The sequence below is a fragment of the Streptomyces sp. NPDC104309 genome, assembly GCF_055584025.1.
Genome location: NZ_JBVJMV010000014.1, coordinates 44,295 through 62,758, shown reverse-complemented (window position 1 = coordinate 62,758; position 18,464 = coordinate 44,295). Strand labels below are relative to the sequence as shown.

Below are 18,464 nucleotides of genomic sequence, written 5' to 3'. Positions count from 1 at the left end.
CACCGGGGAGTCGATCGGACCCCACCACGGCCTGACGCACACCACCTAACGTCTTTGGTTCAGACCGGTTATACAGCCGTTACATGACCGGACCAGAAATCCCGGACCGCATTTCCCGGGCCAGAGAACAGGGACCCCTGTGAGACTCACCCCTCTCGTGATCGCCGCGACGTCCGTCGCGCTCGTCTCCCCGACCGCCGCGCAAGCCCACTCCCCCGCCACCCCCGGCGCGCCCGGCGCGCCCGGCGTCAGCGTCCCGGGCGGACGGTACGAGCACTCGGTCGAGCTGAGGTTCCGGGCCGAGCGCGGGACCACCGTCCGCTACACGCTGGACGGCACGACCCCGACCCGCGACAGTCGCGTCTACTCGCCCGGCCGTCCACCGCGGATCGAGAAGGACACCAATGTCACGGCCGTGGCCTTCCGCGGCAGGCAGAGCAGCGTCCCGGCGTCCTACGGCTATCTGATCAAGTCGCGCGAGAAGCCGCTCGCCCGCCTCGTCGTCATGTCCGATGTACACGTCGGCAGCCACGCGAGCGCCGACAAGAAGTATGAGAGCTTCTTCGACACCATCGGATCGATCTTCCCGCAGCCGGACGCGATCCTGTCCAACGGCGACATGATCAACGACAACGGCGACGGCAAGGGCCCCGACCACAAGATCGTCTCCGAGATCTTCCAGGCCAACCTCGCCCGCAAGGGCATGGCCGACACCCAGTTGCTGATCTCCAACGGCAACCACGACGCGAGCCTCGCGGCGATACGGTCCGGATACCCCAAGGCGTGGTTCCCCGACTCGGGCGGCGGCTACTACGAGTCGGAGGTGAAGGGCCTGCACGTCCTCACGGTCAACACCGAGACGTACAACTCCGACACCGCGCAGCGCACCTGGCTGAAGCAGCGGCTCGCCGCGATCACCACCGACCCGGCCTACGCGGGCAAGCCCGTCCTGGTCCAAGGACACCGTCCCACCACCGGAACGACCATGGACGGACAGCAGGCTTCCAACCCGCGGCTGGCGGAGGATCTCAGCGCCTTCCCGCAGGCCATCCTCTTCTCGGGCCACTCGCACCTGAACATCAACGACGACCGATCGATCCATCAGCGCGACTTCACCTCGGTCAACGACGGCTCGATGTCCTACGTCGAGATCGACCACGGCTACCAGATGGTCACCGAGGACGGCCTCGCCAACCGTTTCGAGTCACCGACCGCGCAGGCGCTCTTCGTGGAGGTCTACCAGGACCGTACGGAGATCGCGCGGGTGAACATGGCCGCGGACAAGCACGACATCTACACCGGTGGCCAGTGGTCGGCGAGCTGGCAGCCGCCGTACGCCAGCGCGGGCACCCTGAGCGGCGCCAACTGGACCGTGCGTCTCAAGGGCTCGACGAGCCGGCAGATCAAGGACAACTTCCGCTACACGGACGCCGAACGCAACACCGTGGCGCCGGAGTTCACCACCCGTCGGCCGTTGTCCCGGGTGCACGACGCGAAGGGCGGCACCGCGCTGCGGATCGCACAGGCCGAGGACGACCAGATGGTGCACCACTACGACGTCGACATCACCGACGGGAGCACGGGCGCCTCGGTCGTCTCGTCCAAGGTCCTCTCGGACTTCTCCTTCGTGCCCCGGCCGAACACCCTCGACATCCCGGTGCCGGGCGCGGTCGAGGGCAGGCGGTACGTGGCGCGGGTCGTCGCCGTCGACGCGTACGGCAACGCCTCCCCGGCCGCGTCACTGACGTTCCTCAAGTAGCGCGGCCGGGACCGGGCGGCTCCCTCCCTGGGGTGCCGTCCGGTCCCTGTCCTTCGGGTGGGTCAGGTCGCGTCGGGGTCGACCGCGGCCCGGCCCCTGGCACGCCTGCCGACGACCGCCGCCGCCGCGACCGCGCTGCCCGCGAAGGCGAGGGCGACCATCCAGGGCTGGTTGAAGGTGTGCCGGGTGGCATGGTCGACGGAGTACCGGCCGGGTCCGGTCAGGCCGATCGCCGCGGCGGTGAAGCCGAGGAAGGCCGGGTACTCGTAGCCACCGCCCTGTGCGAAGAATCCGGCGGGTGCGTGGACGGCCACGGCGCCCGCCATCGCTCCTGCCGCGGCCGCGCCCGCCGCGGGGGTGGCGAGGCCGAGGGCCAGCAGCGCGCCACCGCCCGCCTCGCCGAGCCCGGCGGCGACCGCGCTGTACTTCGGCGGATGGAAGCCCATGGCCTCCATCGCGGCGGTGGTTCCTTCGATGCCTCCGCCGCCGAACCAGCCGGCCAGCTTCTGGGTGCCGTGCGCGGCCAGTACCGCGCCGGTGCCGACGCGCAGGACGAGCAGGCCGAGATCACGCCGGTCGAGGCAGGCCATGGGAGCCTCCGCAAGGGTTCAGGGGTAGCGGGTCGGAACGCCCCGCCCCACGCCGTGGCGGCGGGTGTCGCGTTTCCACTCTCGTCGGCGCGGAGCGTCGGTGTGCCCTGGTGTTAGGCCGTCCGGGGGATGGCCCGCCATGCGCGGCTCTGTCACGCACGCCATTATGCAACTTGTTGCACAATGGCGTTCAGGTGGTCTACAACTGGCGCGACGACACTGCGCGAGGAGCCCCCGCATGAGCCCGTACCCGAATCTGCTGAGCCCGCTCGACCTCGGGTTCACCACCCTCCCCAACCGGGTGCTGATGGGGTCGATGCACATCGGTCTGGAGGAGGTGGAGCGGGGCTTCGAGCGGATGGCCGCCTTCTACGCGGAACGTGCCCGGGGCGGCGTGGGCCTGATGGTCACCGGTGGTATCGCCCCGAACGCTCGGGGCTGTTCCTTCCCCGGCGGCGCCAAGATGAGCGACGGGGCGGAGGCCGAGCAGCATGCGCGGGTCACTGCCGCCGTCCATGAGGCGGGCGGCCGGATCGCCATGCAGATCCTGCATTTCGGCCGGTACGCGCACCATCCCGAGCTGGTGGCGCCGAGCGCGATCCAGGCTCCGATCAGTGCCTTCACCCCGCACGCCCTCACGGACGACGAGGTCGAGGAGACCATCGAGGACTTCACCAGGGCCGCCGAGCTCGCCCGGCACGCCGGGTACGACGGTGTCGAGATCATGGGTTCCGAGGGCTATCTGATCAATGAGTTCATCGCCGCCGCGACCAATCGGCGCACCGACCGCTGGGGCGGCTCGTACGAGCACCGCATCCGGTTCCCCGTCGAGATCGTGCGCCGGGTCCGTGAGCGGGTCGGCGACGACTTCATCCTCATCTACCGGCTCTCCATGCTGGATCTGGTCCCCGATGGTTCCTCCCTGGAGGAGGTCGTGCGGCTCGCCCGCGAGATCGAGGCGGCCGGAGCGACGATCATCAATACGGGGATCGGCTGGCACGAGGCCCGGATCCCCACCATCGCCACCTCCGTGCCGCGCGGCGCCTACACCTGGGTCACCGAGCGGGTGCGCGGCGCCGTCTCCGTACCGCTGGTGACGAGCAACCGCATCAACACGCCCGAGGTCGCCGAGGAGATCCTCGCCTCGGGACGGGCGGACATGGTGTCGATGGCCCGGCCGTTCCTCGCCGACCCTGATTTCGTCGTCAAGGCGGCCGAGGGCCGCGCCGGCGCGATCAACACCTGCATCGGCTGCAACCAGGCCTGCCTGGACCACGTCTTCAGTGGCCGGGTCACCTCCTGCCTGGTCAATCCGCGCGCCTGCCACGAGACCGAACTCATCCTGTCGCCGAGTCGCACGGTCAAGCGGGTGGCGGTCGTCGGTGCCGGTCCGGCCGGGCTCGCGTGCGCCGTCTCCGCCTCGGAGCGCGGACACGAGGTGACGCTCTTCGACGCGGCCGAGGAGGTCGGCGGGCAGCTGAATGTGGCGCGCAAGGTCCCCGGCAAGGAGGAGTTCAACGAGACGCTGCGCTACTTCCGTACCCGGCTCGCGGAGGAGAAGGTCGCGCTGCGGCTCGGTACGCGGGTCACGGCCGATGCGCTCGACGGCTACGACGAGGTCGTCCTCGCCACCGGTGTCACGCCCCGCTCCCCCGCGATCCCGGGCCTGGACCACCCCTGCGTGGTCAGCTATCTCGACGTCCTGCGCGACGAGGCACGCGTCGGTGAGCGGGTCGCGATCATCGGGGCGGGCGGCATCGGCTTCGACGTCGCCGAGTTCCTGACCGACTCGGGGGATGCCGCGAGCCTCGACCCCGAGGTGTTCTTCCGGCAGTGGGGCGTCGACCCCGACTACCGCGACCGGGGCGGTCTCCGCGCCCCGGAACGTCCGAGGGCGCCGCGCACCGTGCACCTGATCCAGCGCAAGGCCGGCAAGGTCGGTGCCGGGCTGGGCAGGACGACCGGGTGGATCCACCGCACCGAGCTGCGGCACCGCGGCGTCACGATGATCGCGGGCGCCTCCTACGACCGGATCGACGACGACGGACTGCATCTCACCGTCGACGGCGAACAGCATCTCCTGCCGGTCGACACGGTGGTGCTCTGCGCGGGCCAGGAGCCGCGTCGCGAGCTGTACGAGGAGCTCGTCGCCGCGGGCCGCTGCGCGCATCTGATCGGCGGCGCCGAGGTGGCCGCCGAGCTGGATGCCAAGCGCGCGATCCGCCAGGGCACGGAGCTCGCGGCCTCGCTGTGACACATCCGGAAACCCCTGGCCCGGGGAGTTTCCGCCGGCCCGGCCCCTTGGTCATGGGGCCGCCGCCCGGCCGTCCTTAGGATGCACCCCATGTCACTCCCGCACGCGATCCTCACCGCCCTGCTCGAAAAGCCTTCGTCGGGGCTGGAGCTGACCCGCAGGTTCGACCGGTCGATCGGCTACTTCTGGTCCGCCACGCACCAGCAGATCTACCGCGAGCTGGGGAAGCTGGAGCAGGCCGGGCAGATCCGGGCGCTGCCGTCGGAGCAGCCCGCCCGTGGGCAGAAGAAGGAGTACGAGGTGCTGCCCGCGGGCCGGGAGGCGTTGTCCGCGTGGGTGGCCCGTTCCGAGGACCCCAAGCAGATCCGCGATCCGCTGCTGCTGCGGATGCGGGCGGCCGCGGTCGTCGGAACACCTGGTCTGGACGCGGAGCTGCGCCGTCATCTGGGACTGCACCGTCGGCAGCTGGCGGAGTATCTGGAGATCGAGGAGCGCGACTTCCCGCCCGAGCGGAACTCCGACGAGGACCGGCTGCGACGTCTGGTGCTGCGCGGCGGCATCGATCTGGAGAACTTCTGGATCGGCTGGCTGACCCGGGCACTGGCCCCGGACGAGGACCAGGTGCCGGGTCCGCCGGACCATTGAGACCGGCATCTCGGGTCCGCCGGGCGTCCGGACGAGTGAGCCGGGCTCGTGCGTGACGGGTCGGCGGGTGGGTGGATCGGGTACATGACACCTCGGCCCGGTGCATGTCACGTCACCGCGGGACGTCCCCGGCGGCAGAGCCACTGCGGCGCGTCAGGGTCCGCCCACCGGGGTCCGGCCCAGTTCGGGGCGCAGCATCGGCTGGTCCATCGGCCCCCGGCTCCCGATGACCACCCGCGACGGTGATCCGGCCACGGACTTCGGATCGGGCGGGGCCAGGTCGGCGACGGCCGAGGTCTGTGACTGCGCCTGCGCACGGCTGAGCAGAATCACGCCCCGCACCGCCGCGACCGTTCCGAGCAGCGCCGGGACCAGGCTGATCGTGCCGCCCTGGAGACGTTCACCGAGCAGGGCCAGACCGATGGCCGCCGCAGCCACCGGATTGGCGAGGGTGACGACGGCCAGTGGCGCACCCAGACCGCCCCGATAGGCGGTCTGGGAGAGCAGCAGCCCGCCCATCGCGAACGCGGAGACGAGGAGGGCGACGATCACCAGACGCAGACTGAGCAGCGGGCCGGTGTGGTCGGTGACGGAGACGGTCAGGGTCTGGGTGAGTGCCGAGGCGACTCCCGAGGTGATGCCGGAGGCCGCCGCGTGCCGCAGTCCGGGGCGTGTTCCCGGGCGGCTCAGTCCGGCGACGACGGCCATGGTCGCGGCCCCGACGGCCAGTGCTTCGGGGAGACTGAGCGTCTCGTGCGGGGCGGTGCCGCCCGCGGTGATCAGCAGGGCACCGAGGCCGAGCAGGGTCAGGATCGTGCCGCGCCATTCGATCCGGGTGACCCGGCGTCCGGCGATCCTGGCACCCAGCGGGACGGCCGCGACGAGGGTGAGGGCGCCGAGCGGCTGGACGAGGGTGAGCGGCCCGTAGTTGAGGGCCGCGACGTGCAGCAGCGCGCCGCCCGCGTTCAGTCCGACCGCCGACCACCACGCGCCCCGCCCGAGCAGTCTCAGGCCCCCGGCGTCCGGCTCGGTGCGCCCGGCGAGCCGGGCCTGCGCCACCGCGGCCGAGGCGTACGCGGCGGCGGAGACCAGGGACAGCGCGACGGCGATCAGGGTGGCGTTCATTGCCGCGCTCCGGACGACGCGTACGAGGACGCGGGGTGGGCCCGCGGTGCGGCGTACGCGGTCGGCGGGGCGGGATCGGCGGGGCGGGGCAAGGCCGTCGACGCGGGCGCACTCGCGGTGGCAGGCCATGGGGCGTGTGCCCGTACCGGCTCCGTGCGCCGCAGGGGCAAGGCGGCGAAAGCCACCGCGAGGAGCGCGGAGACCACGATCGAGTCGAGCCAGTAGTGGTTGGCCGTGCCGACTATCACCAGCAGTGTGACGAGCGGATGCAGCACCCACAGCCAGCGCCACCGGCTGCGGGTGGCGACGATCAGCCCCACGGCGACCATCACCGCCCAGCCGAAGTGCAGCGAGGGCATCGCGGCGAACTGATTGGCCATCGAGTCGGTCGCCGGCGTCGCTCCGTACACCGTCGGCCCGTACACCTGGCCGGTGTCGACGAGACCCGCGGCGGCCAGCAGCCGCGGCGGGGCGAGCGGGAACAGCAGGTGGAGGGCGAGCGCGGCGCCGGTGAGCGCGGCGAGGATGCGGCGCGACCAGACGTAGTGGCGTGGGCGACGCCAGTACAGCCACACGAGGAAGAGCAGCGTGGCCGGAAAGTGCACGGTCGCGTAATAGGTGTTCGCGAGGTGGATCAGCGTCTCGTTGTGGAGCAGCAGACTCTGCATCGCGCCTTCGCCGGGCAGGTGCAGGGACCGTTCGAAGTCCCAGACGTTTCCCGCGTTGCGATAGGCCTCCTCGACATGACCGTTCGCGGCCTGCCGGCCGAGCTTGTAGATCACGAAGAGTCCCACGACGAGAAGAAGCTCGCGGAGGAGGGGCGGTCGGGCAGTACTGTCCGGCTCCCGATCTGCGGGCTCGCTACCGGCGTACCTCATCCGGTGCCCCTTTGCTGACGAAGCGGTGTTACGGAGGCAGGGCCCAGCCCACGCCATATCGATACGCCAGTGTACCGATACGCGAACGTATCGGTACACGTGCGTTTCGGTACACTGGCGTATCGATGGACCTCGTCGCAGAATCGCTGAGAGGGAAAACACATGTCGTCGCAGCAAGCCGCGCAGGAACCGGCACACACGCCCCGCCGCTCGAAGATCACGCCGGAGCGGGCGCAGGAGTTCTACGCTGCCGTGCTCGACATGCTGAGAGAGTCCGGCTACGAGGCCCTCACGATGGAGGGGGTCGCCTCGCGGACGCGCTGCGGCAAGTCCACGCTCTACCGGCAGTGGGGCTCCAAGCCCGAACTGGTCGTGGCGGCACTCCACGGCACCCGGCGGGTGCTGCTTTCACACATCGACACCGGCACACTGGCAGGGGATCTGCGCGAGGCGGCACGGGCCGTCGGTGCGGGCTCGGGCCGCGACACCCCGCTGATGCACGCGCTCAGCCACGCCGCACTGCAGAACCCCGAGCTGCTGTGCGCGATGCGCGAGGCACTGATCGTGCCGGAGATCGCGGCGATCGAAGCGATGGTCCGGCGCAGCGCGGAGCGGGGCGAGATCCCGGCGGACACCCCCGCCGCGGAGTTCATCTCCGTGCAGTTGCTGGGTGTGATGCGCGCCCGTCCGCTGCTGGAGGGGAAGTACGCGGATGAGGCCTATCTCACCCGTTTCGTGGAGAGCGCCGTTCTTCCCGCGCTCGGACTGGGCGCGTCCGCGCCCCAGTGACCCCAGAGACGTGGGTCGCCGTCCGAGCGGATGACGACGACCCGCTCGCGCCGCACCGTGGGGACGGGGGCGGCGCACCATCCGGGCGGCCGGTGACTCCTCCGGGAGCCACCGGCCGCCCGTTTTCCATTCCCTCTCGCCCGTCCTGGCCGACCCTCCCACCCGTCCCGACCGACTCTCTCGCCCGTCCTGGCCGATCACGACGGGCGCGACGGGAATCGGCACGGGGATCGTCGAGACCTCCCCGCTTTCCGCTTCCCCCTCCGGCAGGGCCGAGGTGGAACGGCGATCATTCTCGTCCTCTTGACGATATGAACAACACCCCATTATCGTCTCCATGACGAGAATAGAGGGGATCCGACATGGCCGACATCACCCGGCGCTTCGGCTGGCGTCACCTGCGCTCCGCACCCACTGCGCACATCCGCCACCACAACCGCGGCCGGCTCGCCCACGACGGGCCGGGGCTGAGTTTCTGGTACCGCTCCCTGACTGCGGCACTCTCCGAAGTACCGGTCAACGACCGGGAGTTGGCCATGGCCTTCCACGCACGCACGTCCGACTTCCAGGACGTCACCGTGCAGGCCACCGTGACGTACCGGATCAGCGACCCGGCCGAGGCCGCCGCCCGCCTGGACTTCTCCGTCGACCCGGACACCGGGGTGTGGCGCGGCGCACCGCTGGAGCAGATCGCCACCCTGCTCACCGAGACCGCTCAACAACACACGCTGGACGTGCTGGCCAGGACCGCGTTGGCCGAGGCACTGGTCGACGGTGTCGCATCGGTGCGCGACCGGGTCGCGGCCGGGCTCGCCGCGGAACCCCGGCTGCCCGTCACCGGCATCGATGTGGTCGCGGTGCGGGTGGTCGCCATCCGTCCCGAGGCCGAGGTGGAGCGAGCCCTGCGCACCCCTGCCCGCGAGCAGATCCAGCAGGAGGCCGACCGGGCCACCTATGAGCGCCGCGCCGTCGCCGTGGAACGGGAACGGACCATCGCCGAGAACGAACTGGCCAGCCAGATCGAACTCGCCCGCCGCGAGGAGCAGTTGGTCGAGCAGCGCGGCACCAACTCCCGGCGCGAGGCCGAGGAGAACGCGGCGGCCGACAAGGTGCGCGCCGAGGCGGAGGCGGCACGCAAGGTACGCCTGGCACGGGCCGAGGCCGAGGCCGCACGCGAGGTCGGCGCCGCACGCGCGGAGTCCCAGGCGGCCTGGCTGCGGGTGCACGGCGAGGTGGACGCCGCGACCCTGCACGCCATGGCAGCGACGAGACTGGCGGAGAACCTGCCCCGCATCGACAGCCTCACCCTCTCCCCCGATGTCCTCACCGGCCTGCTCAGCAAGCTCGGCAGGACCGGTCCCGAGCCCCGGCCATGAGCCTCGCCCCGCGCGCGGTCCTGGTCCACCGCACCACGGAGTACGAGGAGTTGCTGGCCCGGCACGGCACGCACGGCCAGGCCGCGTTCTTCCTCTCCAGCCGCGGCCGATCCATCGACGAGGTGGCCCGGCGGCACCGACACACCCACCAGGCGCTCGCCGATGTGGCGGCAGCCGTACCGCTCCAGTGGCGGCAGTCGCGGGTGGAGCGCGCCGATCTCGACCGCTTCCTGTTCGCGCCCGAGGACGTGGTGGTCGTCGTCGGGCAGGACGGACTGGTCGCCAACGTCGCCAAGTACCTGTCCGGGCAGCCCGTCGTGGGCATCGACACCGACCCCGGACGCAATCCGGGGGTACTGGTACGCCACCGTCCCTCGGACGCGGCCGGCCTGCTCCGGGCGGCCGCGTCCCCCGACGGCGCGGCGGACGAACTCACCATGGTCGAGGCGGTCGCCGACGACACCCAGCGCCTGCTCGCCCTGAACGAGATCTATCTCGGTCCGCCCGGCCACCAGACCGCCCGTTACCGGATCGGCCCCGACGCGCCCGACGCCGCCACCGAACCGCAGGCCTCGTCCGGTGTCCTGGTCGGCACGGGCACCGGCGCCACGGGCTGGCTCCGCTCACTGTGGCAGGAACGCCACAGCGCCCTGCCGCTCCCGGCGCCCACCGATCCCCGGCTGCTGTGGTTCGTCCGCGAGGCCTGGCCGTCGCCCGCGACCGGTACCTCGCTGGTCGCGGGCGAACTGGGGCGCGGACAGGGGCTGAGGCTCACCGTCGAGTCCGACCGGGTGGTGGCCTTCGGCGACGGAATGGAGACAGACGCGCTGAACCTGACCTGGGGGCAGACGGTCCGACTGGGCATCTCGGAGAATTCGCTGCGGCTGACAGTCTGACGACCCGAACCACACACCTGACGGAGGCGGTTGCCGTGCCGGTGCCCCCCGAAGAGCTGTCGGGCGTCGGTCCGGCCCCGGTGACGATCCCGCGACCTCCGGCAGCCGGTGGCGCTCCGGCCGGGGCGCCGCACTCGGCGCGGGCACCCGCTCCGAGCGGGCCCGGGAGCCGGCCCGGCCGGGCCGGTACGCGAGCGGGCAGGACGGGCTCACCGGGCGGAGCCGTTGCCGGCCGTCGCGAACGAACGGTGGTCCGTAGGCTTCCTTCCACGTACACCGGAGTGCCGGGGCCCCGCGCCCGCAACACCCCACGCCGACCCCCGAGGAGCACCATGGACACCGCCCCCGACGAAGCCCTCCCCCGCAACTCCCGTCCGCCGCTGGCGCAGGCGGCGCTCGGCGTGGGCGTCATCGTGCAGGACGCCCAGGGGCGCGTGCTGCTCGGCAGACACCACAGCGGCACCTGGGAACTCCCCGGCGGCAAGGTCGACCCGACCCATGAGTCCATCGCCGCTGCCGCCGTCCGTGAGCTCCGCGAGGAGACGGGCCTGGAGGTCGATGTGTCCGGCGTGAGAGTGTTCGCCATGCTTCATGACGTGGTGGCGGGGATCAACCGTGTGTCGATGGCGGCCGTGGTGACCCTGGAGTCGGGGCACCCTCGGGTGACCGAGCCCCATCTGATCAGCACCTGGCAGTGGACCGCACTCGACGCGCTGCCGGGGCCGTTGTTCGGTCCCTCGGCGCAGGTGCTCGCGGCCTGGCGCCCGGATCTCTCGATCGAACACCCTCCGGCGCACCGGCTGACCGTCTCCGCCGCCGATGACGCCTCGTGACCACGGCCGACGTCTTGCGTTCGGATCACTCCGGGCTCACGTGCCCCGGCGCCGCTCACCGACCGGGCCTGATCGAAACGAAGAGACCTCAGCCGAGCCGGTGACCGCGGCGCCGGGCGACGACGAGGATGGCCATGTCGTCCTGGTGGCCGTCGGAGGTCCAGCGGGCGACATCCGCGGTCACCGCGTGGACCAGGTCGTCGGGATCCCTGAAGCAGGTGCCGGTGAGGATGGTGGACGCACACGGGTCGTAGAAGGTGCCCGTGCGATTGCGCGCCTCCGTGACACCGTCGGTGATCAGGAGCAGCAGCGCGCCGGACGGCAGCGGGAAGACATCGGTGAGGGTGTCACCGTCCGGCGTGGCCACCACGCCCAGCCCCATGCCGAGAGGCAACTGCGGACGCGTGGCGTCGAGCCGTGCGACCGCACCGTCGTGGATCAGGTACGGGCCCGGATGGCCGCGGTTGACCAGGCGCAGCAGCTCGCCGTCGCCGGGCACTTCGGCCAGCACGGCCGTGGTGAAGTCCTCCCCGGACGTCTCGCTTCCGCTGCGGCTCGACTCCCTGCTCAGCGCGTCGTCCAAGCGCTGGGCCAGTTCGGCCAGCGTGGGGGCGTTCTCGGCCTCCTGACGGAACGCCCCGATCGTCACCGAGACGGCTGCGACCGCCTGGACTCCCTTGCCCTTCACATCCCCGATGATCATGCGCACCCCGTAGGGGGTCTCCTGCACGGCGAAGAGGTCGCCACCGATCCTCGCCTCTGCCTGTGCGGCGGTGTACCCGGCGGCGACGGCCAGCGGCCCCGCCCGCGACGGCGGGTCCGGCAGCACCGCCAGTTGCACGGCCTCGGCGATGACCCGAGCCCGCGCGAGATCCCGCCCCTGACGCTGCAACAGCAGGTTGACCGCGAGGGCCAGAATCCCGATGAGGCCGACCACGGCCAGATCGACGAAACTCGCCGCGGCGGAACGCCCCCGGACGAGGTCCAGCGCCAGCGACACCCCGCAGGCGAGGCTCGCGACGAGAACCCCCGCCCGGAACGACAGCATCGCTCCGGCGATCAGCGGCGCCGCGGCCAGCAGCGGAAGCCCCATGTACGGCTGGGGCGCGAGGACGTTCAGCAGCACACCCGCCACCAGCGCCGGTGCGACGAGCAGCCAGCCCGCCCACGCCGCTGTGCGCCGACTCTCCTGCACCTGCACTCCCTGTCGCACCCCTCCAGGATCCCAGAATTGAACGTATTAACCATAATGTCCGCATATGCCGCACCGACGGATCGGGTCCCGCTCGGCCCCGGGGCCCGTGGCGCCACGGGGCTGACAGCGCCGAATCGGCAGGGCCGAACGGACCGGGGCGACGTCGTCGGTGAGCGTGGGCCCGTTGGGGTGGGCGACGGGTCTCTGCTCCCGTAGCGCGGGACATCCACGGACGGGGCGCGGGGCGCACTCGACCGCCTGCGGGCGGTGGCCGCCCCTGTCCGGTCCCCGCGGGCCACCGGCGCGCGGCAGACACCCCGGTCCGCGGCGGCCACCCGTCAGGCGAACGCGCGGGAGCCCATGGGACCGTTCTCGGGCCGGGCGTCGAACTGCGCACCACGGAGTTCGACGCCGGGACCGCGTCGGCGCAGACCGGGCAGGACTCCGGCTACCCCGAAACCTCCGAGTGCGCCGACTACTTCCTGCACGCCCGCGCTACGAACGAGGACGCTCTACCGGCCTTCGCCCCACGGGACGGCCGCGACCACGCGCTCTGACATTCCCGCCTCGGCGCCCCGGTGAGCAGGGCGGGCGGACCGGTCTCGGCGGTGGCTCCCACGGCCTCGACCGCGCGCCGCTCACCAGCCGCACTCGGTGCGGCACCCCGGCCGAGAGCGGTTCGGTCGGCCTGGGAGCCGGGCACGGCGGCCGTCCCCCGGTCCACCCCGGCAGCACTGCGTTGTGATCGGTATCGTCACTTGTTCGACAGTCCGGAAGCCCGGACCGGTATCCCGTACCGCTGCCGGGTCAGCAGTACGTCGGTCGGAGGCGCGGGAGCGTATGAGGAGCAGCGATGAGCCCTGAAGCCTTGGGCCGACCGGCACATGGAGGGTGGGAGAAGGAGCGGGGACTGGGTGCGTGCAGCTGCGAGGCGGAGGAGGGAGGCAACGCGGAGAGGCCCCTCCCGTGCCTTTCGGGCTATGGGGAAGTTGTCGAAACGACAACACCGCAGATGTGCGTGCCCAGCCCCGCGACGCCACTCCCCATGTGCCGGTCGGTCGTACTTCGACAGGTGGTCGCCGAGGACATGAGGGCCATCCCTGCCGGGGAGATCGTCCTGCGGGACGAGGGCACCAGGGCGAACTGGGAGGTCGCGGTCGGAGCCTTCCGGCTGGCGCCGTATCCCGTGACCACCGAGTTGTACCTGGCTGTCCGGGGCGAGGTGCCCGCGAGCTCCGCGGGCCTGCGGGCGCCGGTGACGGAGGTTTCCTGGAAGGAGGCCGTGGGATTCTGCAATCTGCTCTCGCGAGCGACGGGTCTCGAACCCTGCTACGCGATCGGTGACGATCCCGACGGGCAGGACGTGGTCTGTGACTGGGAGGCCGACGGCTACCGCCTCCCGTCCGAGGCGGAGTGGGAGTACGCGTGCAGGGCCGGGACGTCCGACGTCCGCTACGGAGAGCTGGACGAGATCGCCTGGCACCGCGGCAACTCCGGCGGCACGGTGCACGATGTCGCGACGAGGACACCGAACGCGTGGGGGCTCCACGACATGATCGGCAACGTGTGGGAGTGGTGCTGGGACGTCTACGATCCCAGTGTCTACGGCCCGTACCGTGTCTTCCGTGGTGGCGGCGCGTACGACCGCCCCCGAGGGTGCCGGGCGTCCTGCCGCCGCAAGAGTCACCCGACCTTTCGCATCGACGACCTGGGGTTCCGGCTCGCACGATCGAGCTGAGCCGGGGATGCGCAGCGCGCCCGGTGGGCTGTCCCCTGCTCAGGGGCAGCCGCCCGCCTCAGGCCGGGGCACCTGCAGTGAACGTGACCGGCAGGTGTTCCGGGCCGCGCAGGCCGCCCGGCCGCCACCGCAGTTCGCCGGGCGGCACCGCCAGGGCGAGGCGCGGAAGGCGGCGCAGGACGGTGCCGACGGCGATCTGGCCTTCGAGCCGGGCCAGCGGGGCACCCAGGCAGTAGTGGATGCCGTGCCCGAACGCGAGGTGCGCGTTGTCCCCGCGGGCGATGTCGAGGCGGTCGGGGTCCGGGAATTGCTGGGGGTCGCGGTCGGCGATGGCGGAGGCGATCAGCACGGTCGCACCGCGCGGGATGTCCACCCCGGCGAGGGTGACGTCCTCGCGCGCGAACCGGGCGATGCCGGGGTTGACCGGTCCGTCGTAGCGCAGGAACTCCTCGATCGCGCCGGGCAGCAGCGCCGGGTCGTCCCGCAGCATCCTCAACTGTTCGGGGTGGGCGAGCAGCGCTGCGATGCCACTGCCGATGAGATTGACCGTGGTGATGTAACCGGCCACCAACAGCAGGAAGGCCATGGCGATCAGTTCGTCCTCGTCCAGCCGCTGCTCCTCGTCCCGGGCGACGACCAGTGCGCTGAGCAGATCATCCCCGGGCCGGGCGCGTTTGGCCTCCAGAAGCCCGGTCAGGTACGAGCGCATCCGGCGCCACGCCCCGTCCACCCGGGCCGGGTCCGGTGGTTCGGTCCCTCTCAGAACCATGTCGTCGGTCCACTGCTGGAAGTCGTGCCGGTCGGTCACGGGCACCCCGAGCAGTTCGCTGATCACGGTGACCGGGAGCGGCAGGGCGTAGCTCTCGATGAGGTCGGCGCGACCGGCCGGCGCGATCTCGTCGAGCAGTCGGTCGGCGATCTCCTGGACGCGGGGCCGCAGCTCCGCCACCCTGTGCGCGGTGAACGCCCGGGAGACCAGTCGGCGCAGACGTGTGTGGTCGGGCGGATCGGAGCGGAGCATGTTGCGCAGTACGGACTCGCGGTCGGTGGTGGGCAGCCGTTCGGCGAACCGGGGATCCGACGCATCACGCACGTCGCTGCTCAGTTGTGGGTGGGACAGGGCCGCGAGGCCGTCTTCGTACCGAGTGACCAGCCAGGCTTCCAGGCCCCCGGCGATGACGGCGCGCCGCACCGGGCCCTCCTGGCGCAGTTGCCGGTAGAACGGAAAGGGGTCCGCCACGAAGGCCGGATCGGCATAGGGCAGGAGGACCGGCTGCTGACTCATCATGCCTCCCGTGGGCATCGCGCCTGTTCGCGCATATTTATATGGCTTTGATCCGATTCATTGCAGCCTAATGGGCCCGGGGCGCCATCGAGGGAACATACGGCCCGAGCCCGACACGGCAGACCGGCCGGGCCACCGCTCCCCGGACGCTCTCGGGCCGGGGCCCGGCGCGTTTGGCCCCACCCCGTGCCGGCCCTTCGCAGGGCGGTCGTGATGGTCAAAGGTCCGGACGGGCTTCGCCTCGTCCCACTCGACCCCGGTCTGCGGCGGGATCGTCGCGCCGAAGCCGATGGCCGGGTCGGGTCCCCAAACCGGCGTGGTGGCAGGCCTGTTGTTTCCATTCCTGGGACATGCGCTTCTGAGTGACGCCGGCCAGCCTGCCTGAGGCAGTCCTAGGTCGGCCAGTCGACCAGCCCGTTCTCTACTTCAAGCACGTGTGGCGTCAGGGATTCGTGGAACCTTATGCAGCCGATTCGGATCGCGGCATTGTCCGCGCTCAAGTGAGTGCTGCGCACCCGGACGGCCAGCCAGCTGAGCAGTTCGCCGACGATGTCGAAGTCGTCGGGGTGAATCTCCTGCCGCGAGGTCACCGACCAGCCCGTCCGGGGCAGGTCCGCACGACTGGCCGGCGCCGAGCAGAGCACGCCGCCCACCAGCGAGGCAGCGCCACTCGCCGCCAGCAGTGGACGAGGCTCGTCCACGACCACCGGATCCCCCGAGTCGCCGATGACCACGAAGGGGAACTCGGTCACGGTGGACAGTCGCTCGGGCTGTTGACCGATTCCCAGATGCCAGCGCAACTCGGCGAGTTCCTGGTCGGAGATCTCGTCCCGCAGATCGACCGTCACCACCAACTCATACACGTCGCTCACGCGACGCACTGTACCGAGGCAGGGGGCACGATCTGGAGCCGGGGACGGCTGGGTCGCCACCGCAGACGGCCCTCAACTGCCCCGCCGCTCGGAGCGTGCTTCGGCCGCGTCGAGACATGCCGCCACCCAGTCAAGAACTGATCTACGGCTAGAAATGAACCGCCCCGGGTTCGGTAGAGATCTCAGATTGAGGTTGTGACCTGGGGTTTCGTGGATTCCATGTAGTGGCTGGTCTCGTACTCGACGGGCGGGACGTGGCCTATCTCACCGTGGAGTCGGCGGTGGCAGTACCAGTCGATCCACTCGGCGGTGGCGAGCTCGCCCTGGGAGAGCGTCTTCCAGGGCCGGCCGGGTTTGATCAGTTCCGTTTTGAACAGGCCGATCGTCGATTCCATCAGGGCGTTGTCGTAGGCGTCGCCGACCGAACCGATCGATGCCGCGATCCCTGCTCGGTCCAGATGCTCGGCCGGCGCGAACGATGTGTATGGCGATCCCGCATCCGAGTGATGTATCAACTCGCCCTGCATGTACGGGAATCCGTCCCGGTCGCGCTGCCACAGCGCCATCTCCAGGGCGTCCAGGACGAGCCTGGTCTCCTTGGTGGCAGCGGCGGACCAGCCGACGATGCGACGGGAGAAGGTGTCCACGACGAAGGCGACGTGGACGACCCCGCTCCAGGTGGCGACGTGCGTGAAGTCGGCGACCCAGCAGCGGTTGGGTGCGCCGGCGACGAAGTCGCGGTCGAGGAGGTCCGGGGCCCGCTCGGCGGCCGGATCCAGGAGCGTGGTGATCACCTTTTTGCCGCGGACGGCGCCGGTGATGCCGATCTCGCGCATGAGGCGCTCGACGGTGCAGCGGGCCACCGCATGCCCCTGCCGGTTCAGCTCGCGCCAGATCTTCCGGGCTCCGCAGACACGGTAGTTGGACGTGTAGACCTCCTGGGTCCGCTCCTTGAGTTCCTCATCGCGCATGGAACGGGCGGAGGGGGTAGCGAGGCGCTTCTTGTGGGCGTAGTAGGTGGAAGGGGCGATCTTGCAGTCGTGCTCGGTGAGCGTCCTGCAGATCGGCTCGACGCCGCCGAAGCGGTCCCGGTGCTCGTCGATGAACGCTACGAGCGTGTGTGGCCGGTCGAGCTCGGCCGCGAAGAAACTTGCCGCGGCCTTCAGGATCTCGTTGGCCCGCTTGAGTTCGGCGTTCTCCTTCCTCAACGCCTTGCGCTGGGCGGACTCCTCCGTCGTCATCCCCACGCCGCGCGGCCGGAGAAGGCGATGCTTGACCGACGCCGAAAATCGTCGCGGCCTACGATGTCACTGTCCTTGGCGGCACGATCCCACGACAGGGGCCCAGCAGGGAGCAGCCCACGCAGCGGAAGCCGCTTCCAGCAAGTCCGCCTCGTTGACGACCCGTTGCTCGTCGTCCGGATCCTGACTGTTCCACCTGCTTGAGGAGCACGGACACACCTCCGCCGACGGACGGGAGAGCTGCCGGTGGCCAAGTGGCCCGGTACGAAGCGATCACGCCGACGAGGGACGGGGTAGACCCGTATCGACTGATTCCAATCACGTCAGGGAGCCGATGAGCACGAAGCCCGCACATCCACGCGATCTGCTCAGATACCTCACGATCACGTCCATCTCCGTGATCACTGTGGGCCTTTGCGCTTTCGTCACGATCATGGTGTTCGCCCTACCGAACCACTCCAAGGTGACATCCGCCTTGAAGAGTCGTGGGATTCAGACCCACGCGACCGTCACGAGATGCCAACAGGCCCTCCACGACGAAAACGGTGGTGAGTTGTCTGTCACCTGCTGGGTACGCTTCACCTCATCCGGCGGGCATTCCATTGAATCGCCGCTGGCATTCAAGACACATCAGGTCAGGGACGGCTACACCATGACAGTCGTGTATGACCCGAAGGATACCGGCACAGTCGCCCTTCCCTCGGACCTCGGCTACTGGAACACCCTCGTCAGAAACACCTCCGATGTGCTTTTGCTGGTCATTTCAGCGACAATGGTTCTTCTTGGAATCGCAGGTCTCGCTCTGCGGAGGCTTTTCGGGTCCTTCACGAAGCGGTACACGGAAAATTTCGATGAAATTGACCAGGTCACCACTCGGCGCCTCGGTCCGGTCGTCGCCCAGGCCATGGCTCAGGCCTGGACTCGGGGCAAGTCTTCCGGAAAGTGATCACTGAGCCTTTTCAACCTGCTGGTGTGGGGCGGCGGTTAG

General features: G+C 70.4%; 17 protein-coding genes. 9 read left to right on the top strand and 8 right to left on the bottom strand.

The features are described 5' to 3' along the window. Positions 1–139: 139 nt before the first annotated feature. Positions 140–1,759 carry a chitobiase/beta-hexosaminidase C-terminal domain-containing protein gene (locus ACZ68L_RS21555; RefSeq protein WP_469579252.1) on the top strand — a complete coding sequence of 540 codons (1,620 nt, stop codon included), beginning with the start codon at positions 140–142 and terminating at the stop codon, positions 1,757–1,759. 62 nt (positions 1,760–1,821) lie between these two features. Here ACZ68L_RS21555 and ACZ68L_RS21550 read toward each other — a convergent pair whose 3' ends face one another. Then, positions 1,822–2,349 carry a DoxX family protein gene (locus ACZ68L_RS21550; RefSeq protein WP_361444445.1) on the bottom strand — a complete coding sequence of 176 codons (528 nt, stop codon included), beginning with the start codon at positions 2,347–2,349 and terminating at the stop codon, positions 1,822–1,824. Between the two features lie 238 nt (positions 2,350–2,587). On the opposite strand from ACZ68L_RS21550, the gene ACZ68L_RS21545 reads away from it, so the two are divergent. After that, positions 2,588–4,603 (top strand): FAD-dependent oxidoreductase, encoded by a 2,016-nt coding sequence (locus ACZ68L_RS21545; RefSeq protein WP_469579249.1) that lies wholly within the window; start codon positions 2,588–2,590, stop codon positions 4,601–4,603. A gap of 90 nt (positions 4,604–4,693) precedes the next feature. Continuing rightward, complete coding sequence (locus ACZ68L_RS21540; protein WP_469579247.1) at positions 4,694–5,248, top strand: PadR family transcriptional regulator; 555 nt, start codon at positions 4,694–4,696, stop codon at positions 5,246–5,248. Between the two features lie 153 nt (positions 5,249–5,401). On the opposite strand, the gene ACZ68L_RS21535 is transcribed toward ACZ68L_RS21540, so the two are convergent. Both ACZ68L_RS21535 and ACZ68L_RS21530 read right to left on the bottom strand, forming a co-directional pair. Continuing rightward, a complete protein-coding gene (locus tag ACZ68L_RS21535; protein ID WP_469579245.1) occupies positions 5,402–6,373 on the bottom strand; it encodes a DMT family transporter in 972 nt (323 codons plus the stop codon). Continuing rightward, the gene (locus tag ACZ68L_RS21530) at positions 6,370–7,251 is read right to left on the bottom strand and encodes a phosphatase PAP2 family protein (RefSeq protein WP_469579243.1); all 882 of its coding nucleotides are present in this window, start codon (positions 7,249–7,251) and stop codon (positions 6,370–6,372) included. Before ACZ68L_RS21530 ends, ACZ68L_RS21535 begins: the two co-directional genes overlap by 4 nt. A 162-nt stretch (positions 7,252–7,413) precedes the next feature. Here ACZ68L_RS21530 and ACZ68L_RS21525 point away from each other — a divergent pair, with 162 nt between their 5' ends. From ACZ68L_RS21525 to ACZ68L_RS21510, 4 genes are all read left to right on the top strand, one after another. Next, positions 7,414–8,040 (top strand): TetR/AcrR family transcriptional regulator, encoded by a 627-nt coding sequence (locus tag ACZ68L_RS21525; protein ID WP_469579241.1) that lies wholly within the window; start codon positions 7,414–7,416, stop codon positions 8,038–8,040. Between the two features lie 362 nt (positions 8,041–8,402). Continuing rightward, positions 8,403–9,416: an SPFH domain-containing protein gene (locus ACZ68L_RS21520; protein ID WP_469579239.1), complete on the top strand. Its 1,014-nt coding sequence runs from the start codon at positions 8,403–8,405 to the stop codon at positions 9,414–9,416. Further along, complete coding sequence (locus ACZ68L_RS21515; RefSeq protein ID WP_469579238.1) at positions 9,413–10,312, top strand: hypothetical protein; 900 nt, start codon at positions 9,413–9,415, stop codon at positions 10,310–10,312. Before ACZ68L_RS21520 ends, ACZ68L_RS21515 begins: the two co-directional genes overlap by 4 nt. A gap of 332 nt (positions 10,313–10,644) precedes the next feature. After that, on the top strand, positions 10,645–11,145 hold the full coding sequence (locus ACZ68L_RS21510) for a nucleotide triphosphate diphosphatase NUDT15 (RefSeq protein ID WP_469579236.1): 501 nt from the start codon (positions 10,645–10,647) through the stop codon (positions 11,143–11,145). An 88-nt stretch (positions 11,146–11,233) separates the two neighbouring features. Here ACZ68L_RS21510 and ACZ68L_RS21505 read toward each other — a convergent pair whose 3' ends face one another. Together ACZ68L_RS21505 and ACZ68L_RS21500 are read right to left on the bottom strand one after the other, a co-directional pair. Then, the gene (locus tag ACZ68L_RS21505; RefSeq protein ID WP_469579234.1) at positions 11,234–12,340 is read right to left on the bottom strand and encodes a PP2C family protein-serine/threonine phosphatase; all 1,107 of its coding nucleotides are present in this window, start codon (positions 12,338–12,340) and stop codon (positions 11,234–11,236) included. A 338-nt stretch (positions 12,341–12,678) separates the two neighbouring features. Continuing rightward, positions 12,679–12,828 (bottom strand): hypothetical protein, encoded by a 150-nt coding sequence (locus ACZ68L_RS21500; RefSeq protein WP_469579232.1) that lies wholly within the window; start codon positions 12,826–12,828, stop codon positions 12,679–12,681. 599 nt (positions 12,829–13,427) lie between these two features. Between ACZ68L_RS21500 and ACZ68L_RS21495 the strand changes: the two genes are divergently transcribed. Further along, entirely contained in the window at positions 13,428–14,078 is a 651-nt protein-coding gene (locus ACZ68L_RS21495; protein WP_469579230.1) for a formylglycine-generating enzyme family protein, read from the top strand. A gap of 58 nt (positions 14,079–14,136) precedes the next feature. Here the strand turns inward: ACZ68L_RS21495 and ACZ68L_RS21490 are convergent, their stop codons facing one another. The 3 genes from ACZ68L_RS21490 to ACZ68L_RS21480 form a co-directional block, all read right to left on the bottom strand. After that, positions 14,137–15,363: a cytochrome P450 family protein gene (locus ACZ68L_RS21490; RefSeq protein WP_469579228.1), complete on the bottom strand. Its 1,227-nt coding sequence runs from the start codon at positions 15,361–15,363 to the stop codon at positions 14,137–14,139. 392 nt (positions 15,364–15,755) lie between these two features. Next, the gene (locus tag ACZ68L_RS21485) at positions 15,756–16,235 is read right to left on the bottom strand and encodes a hypothetical protein (protein WP_469579226.1); all 480 of its coding nucleotides are present in this window, start codon (positions 16,233–16,235) and stop codon (positions 15,756–15,758) included. Between the two features lie 182 nt (positions 16,236–16,417). Continuing rightward, positions 16,418–17,476, bottom strand: a complete 1,059-nt coding sequence (locus ACZ68L_RS21480; protein WP_469579224.1) for an IS3 family transposase — start codon at positions 17,474–17,476, stop codon at positions 16,418–16,420. 334 nt (positions 17,477–17,810) lie between these two features. Between ACZ68L_RS21480 and ACZ68L_RS21475 the strand changes: the two genes are divergently transcribed. Beyond that, positions 17,811–18,422: a hypothetical protein gene (locus tag ACZ68L_RS21475; protein WP_469579223.1), complete on the top strand. Its 612-nt coding sequence runs from the start codon at positions 17,811–17,813 to the stop codon at positions 18,420–18,422. The last annotated feature ends 42 nt before the right edge of the window (positions 18,423–18,464 follow it).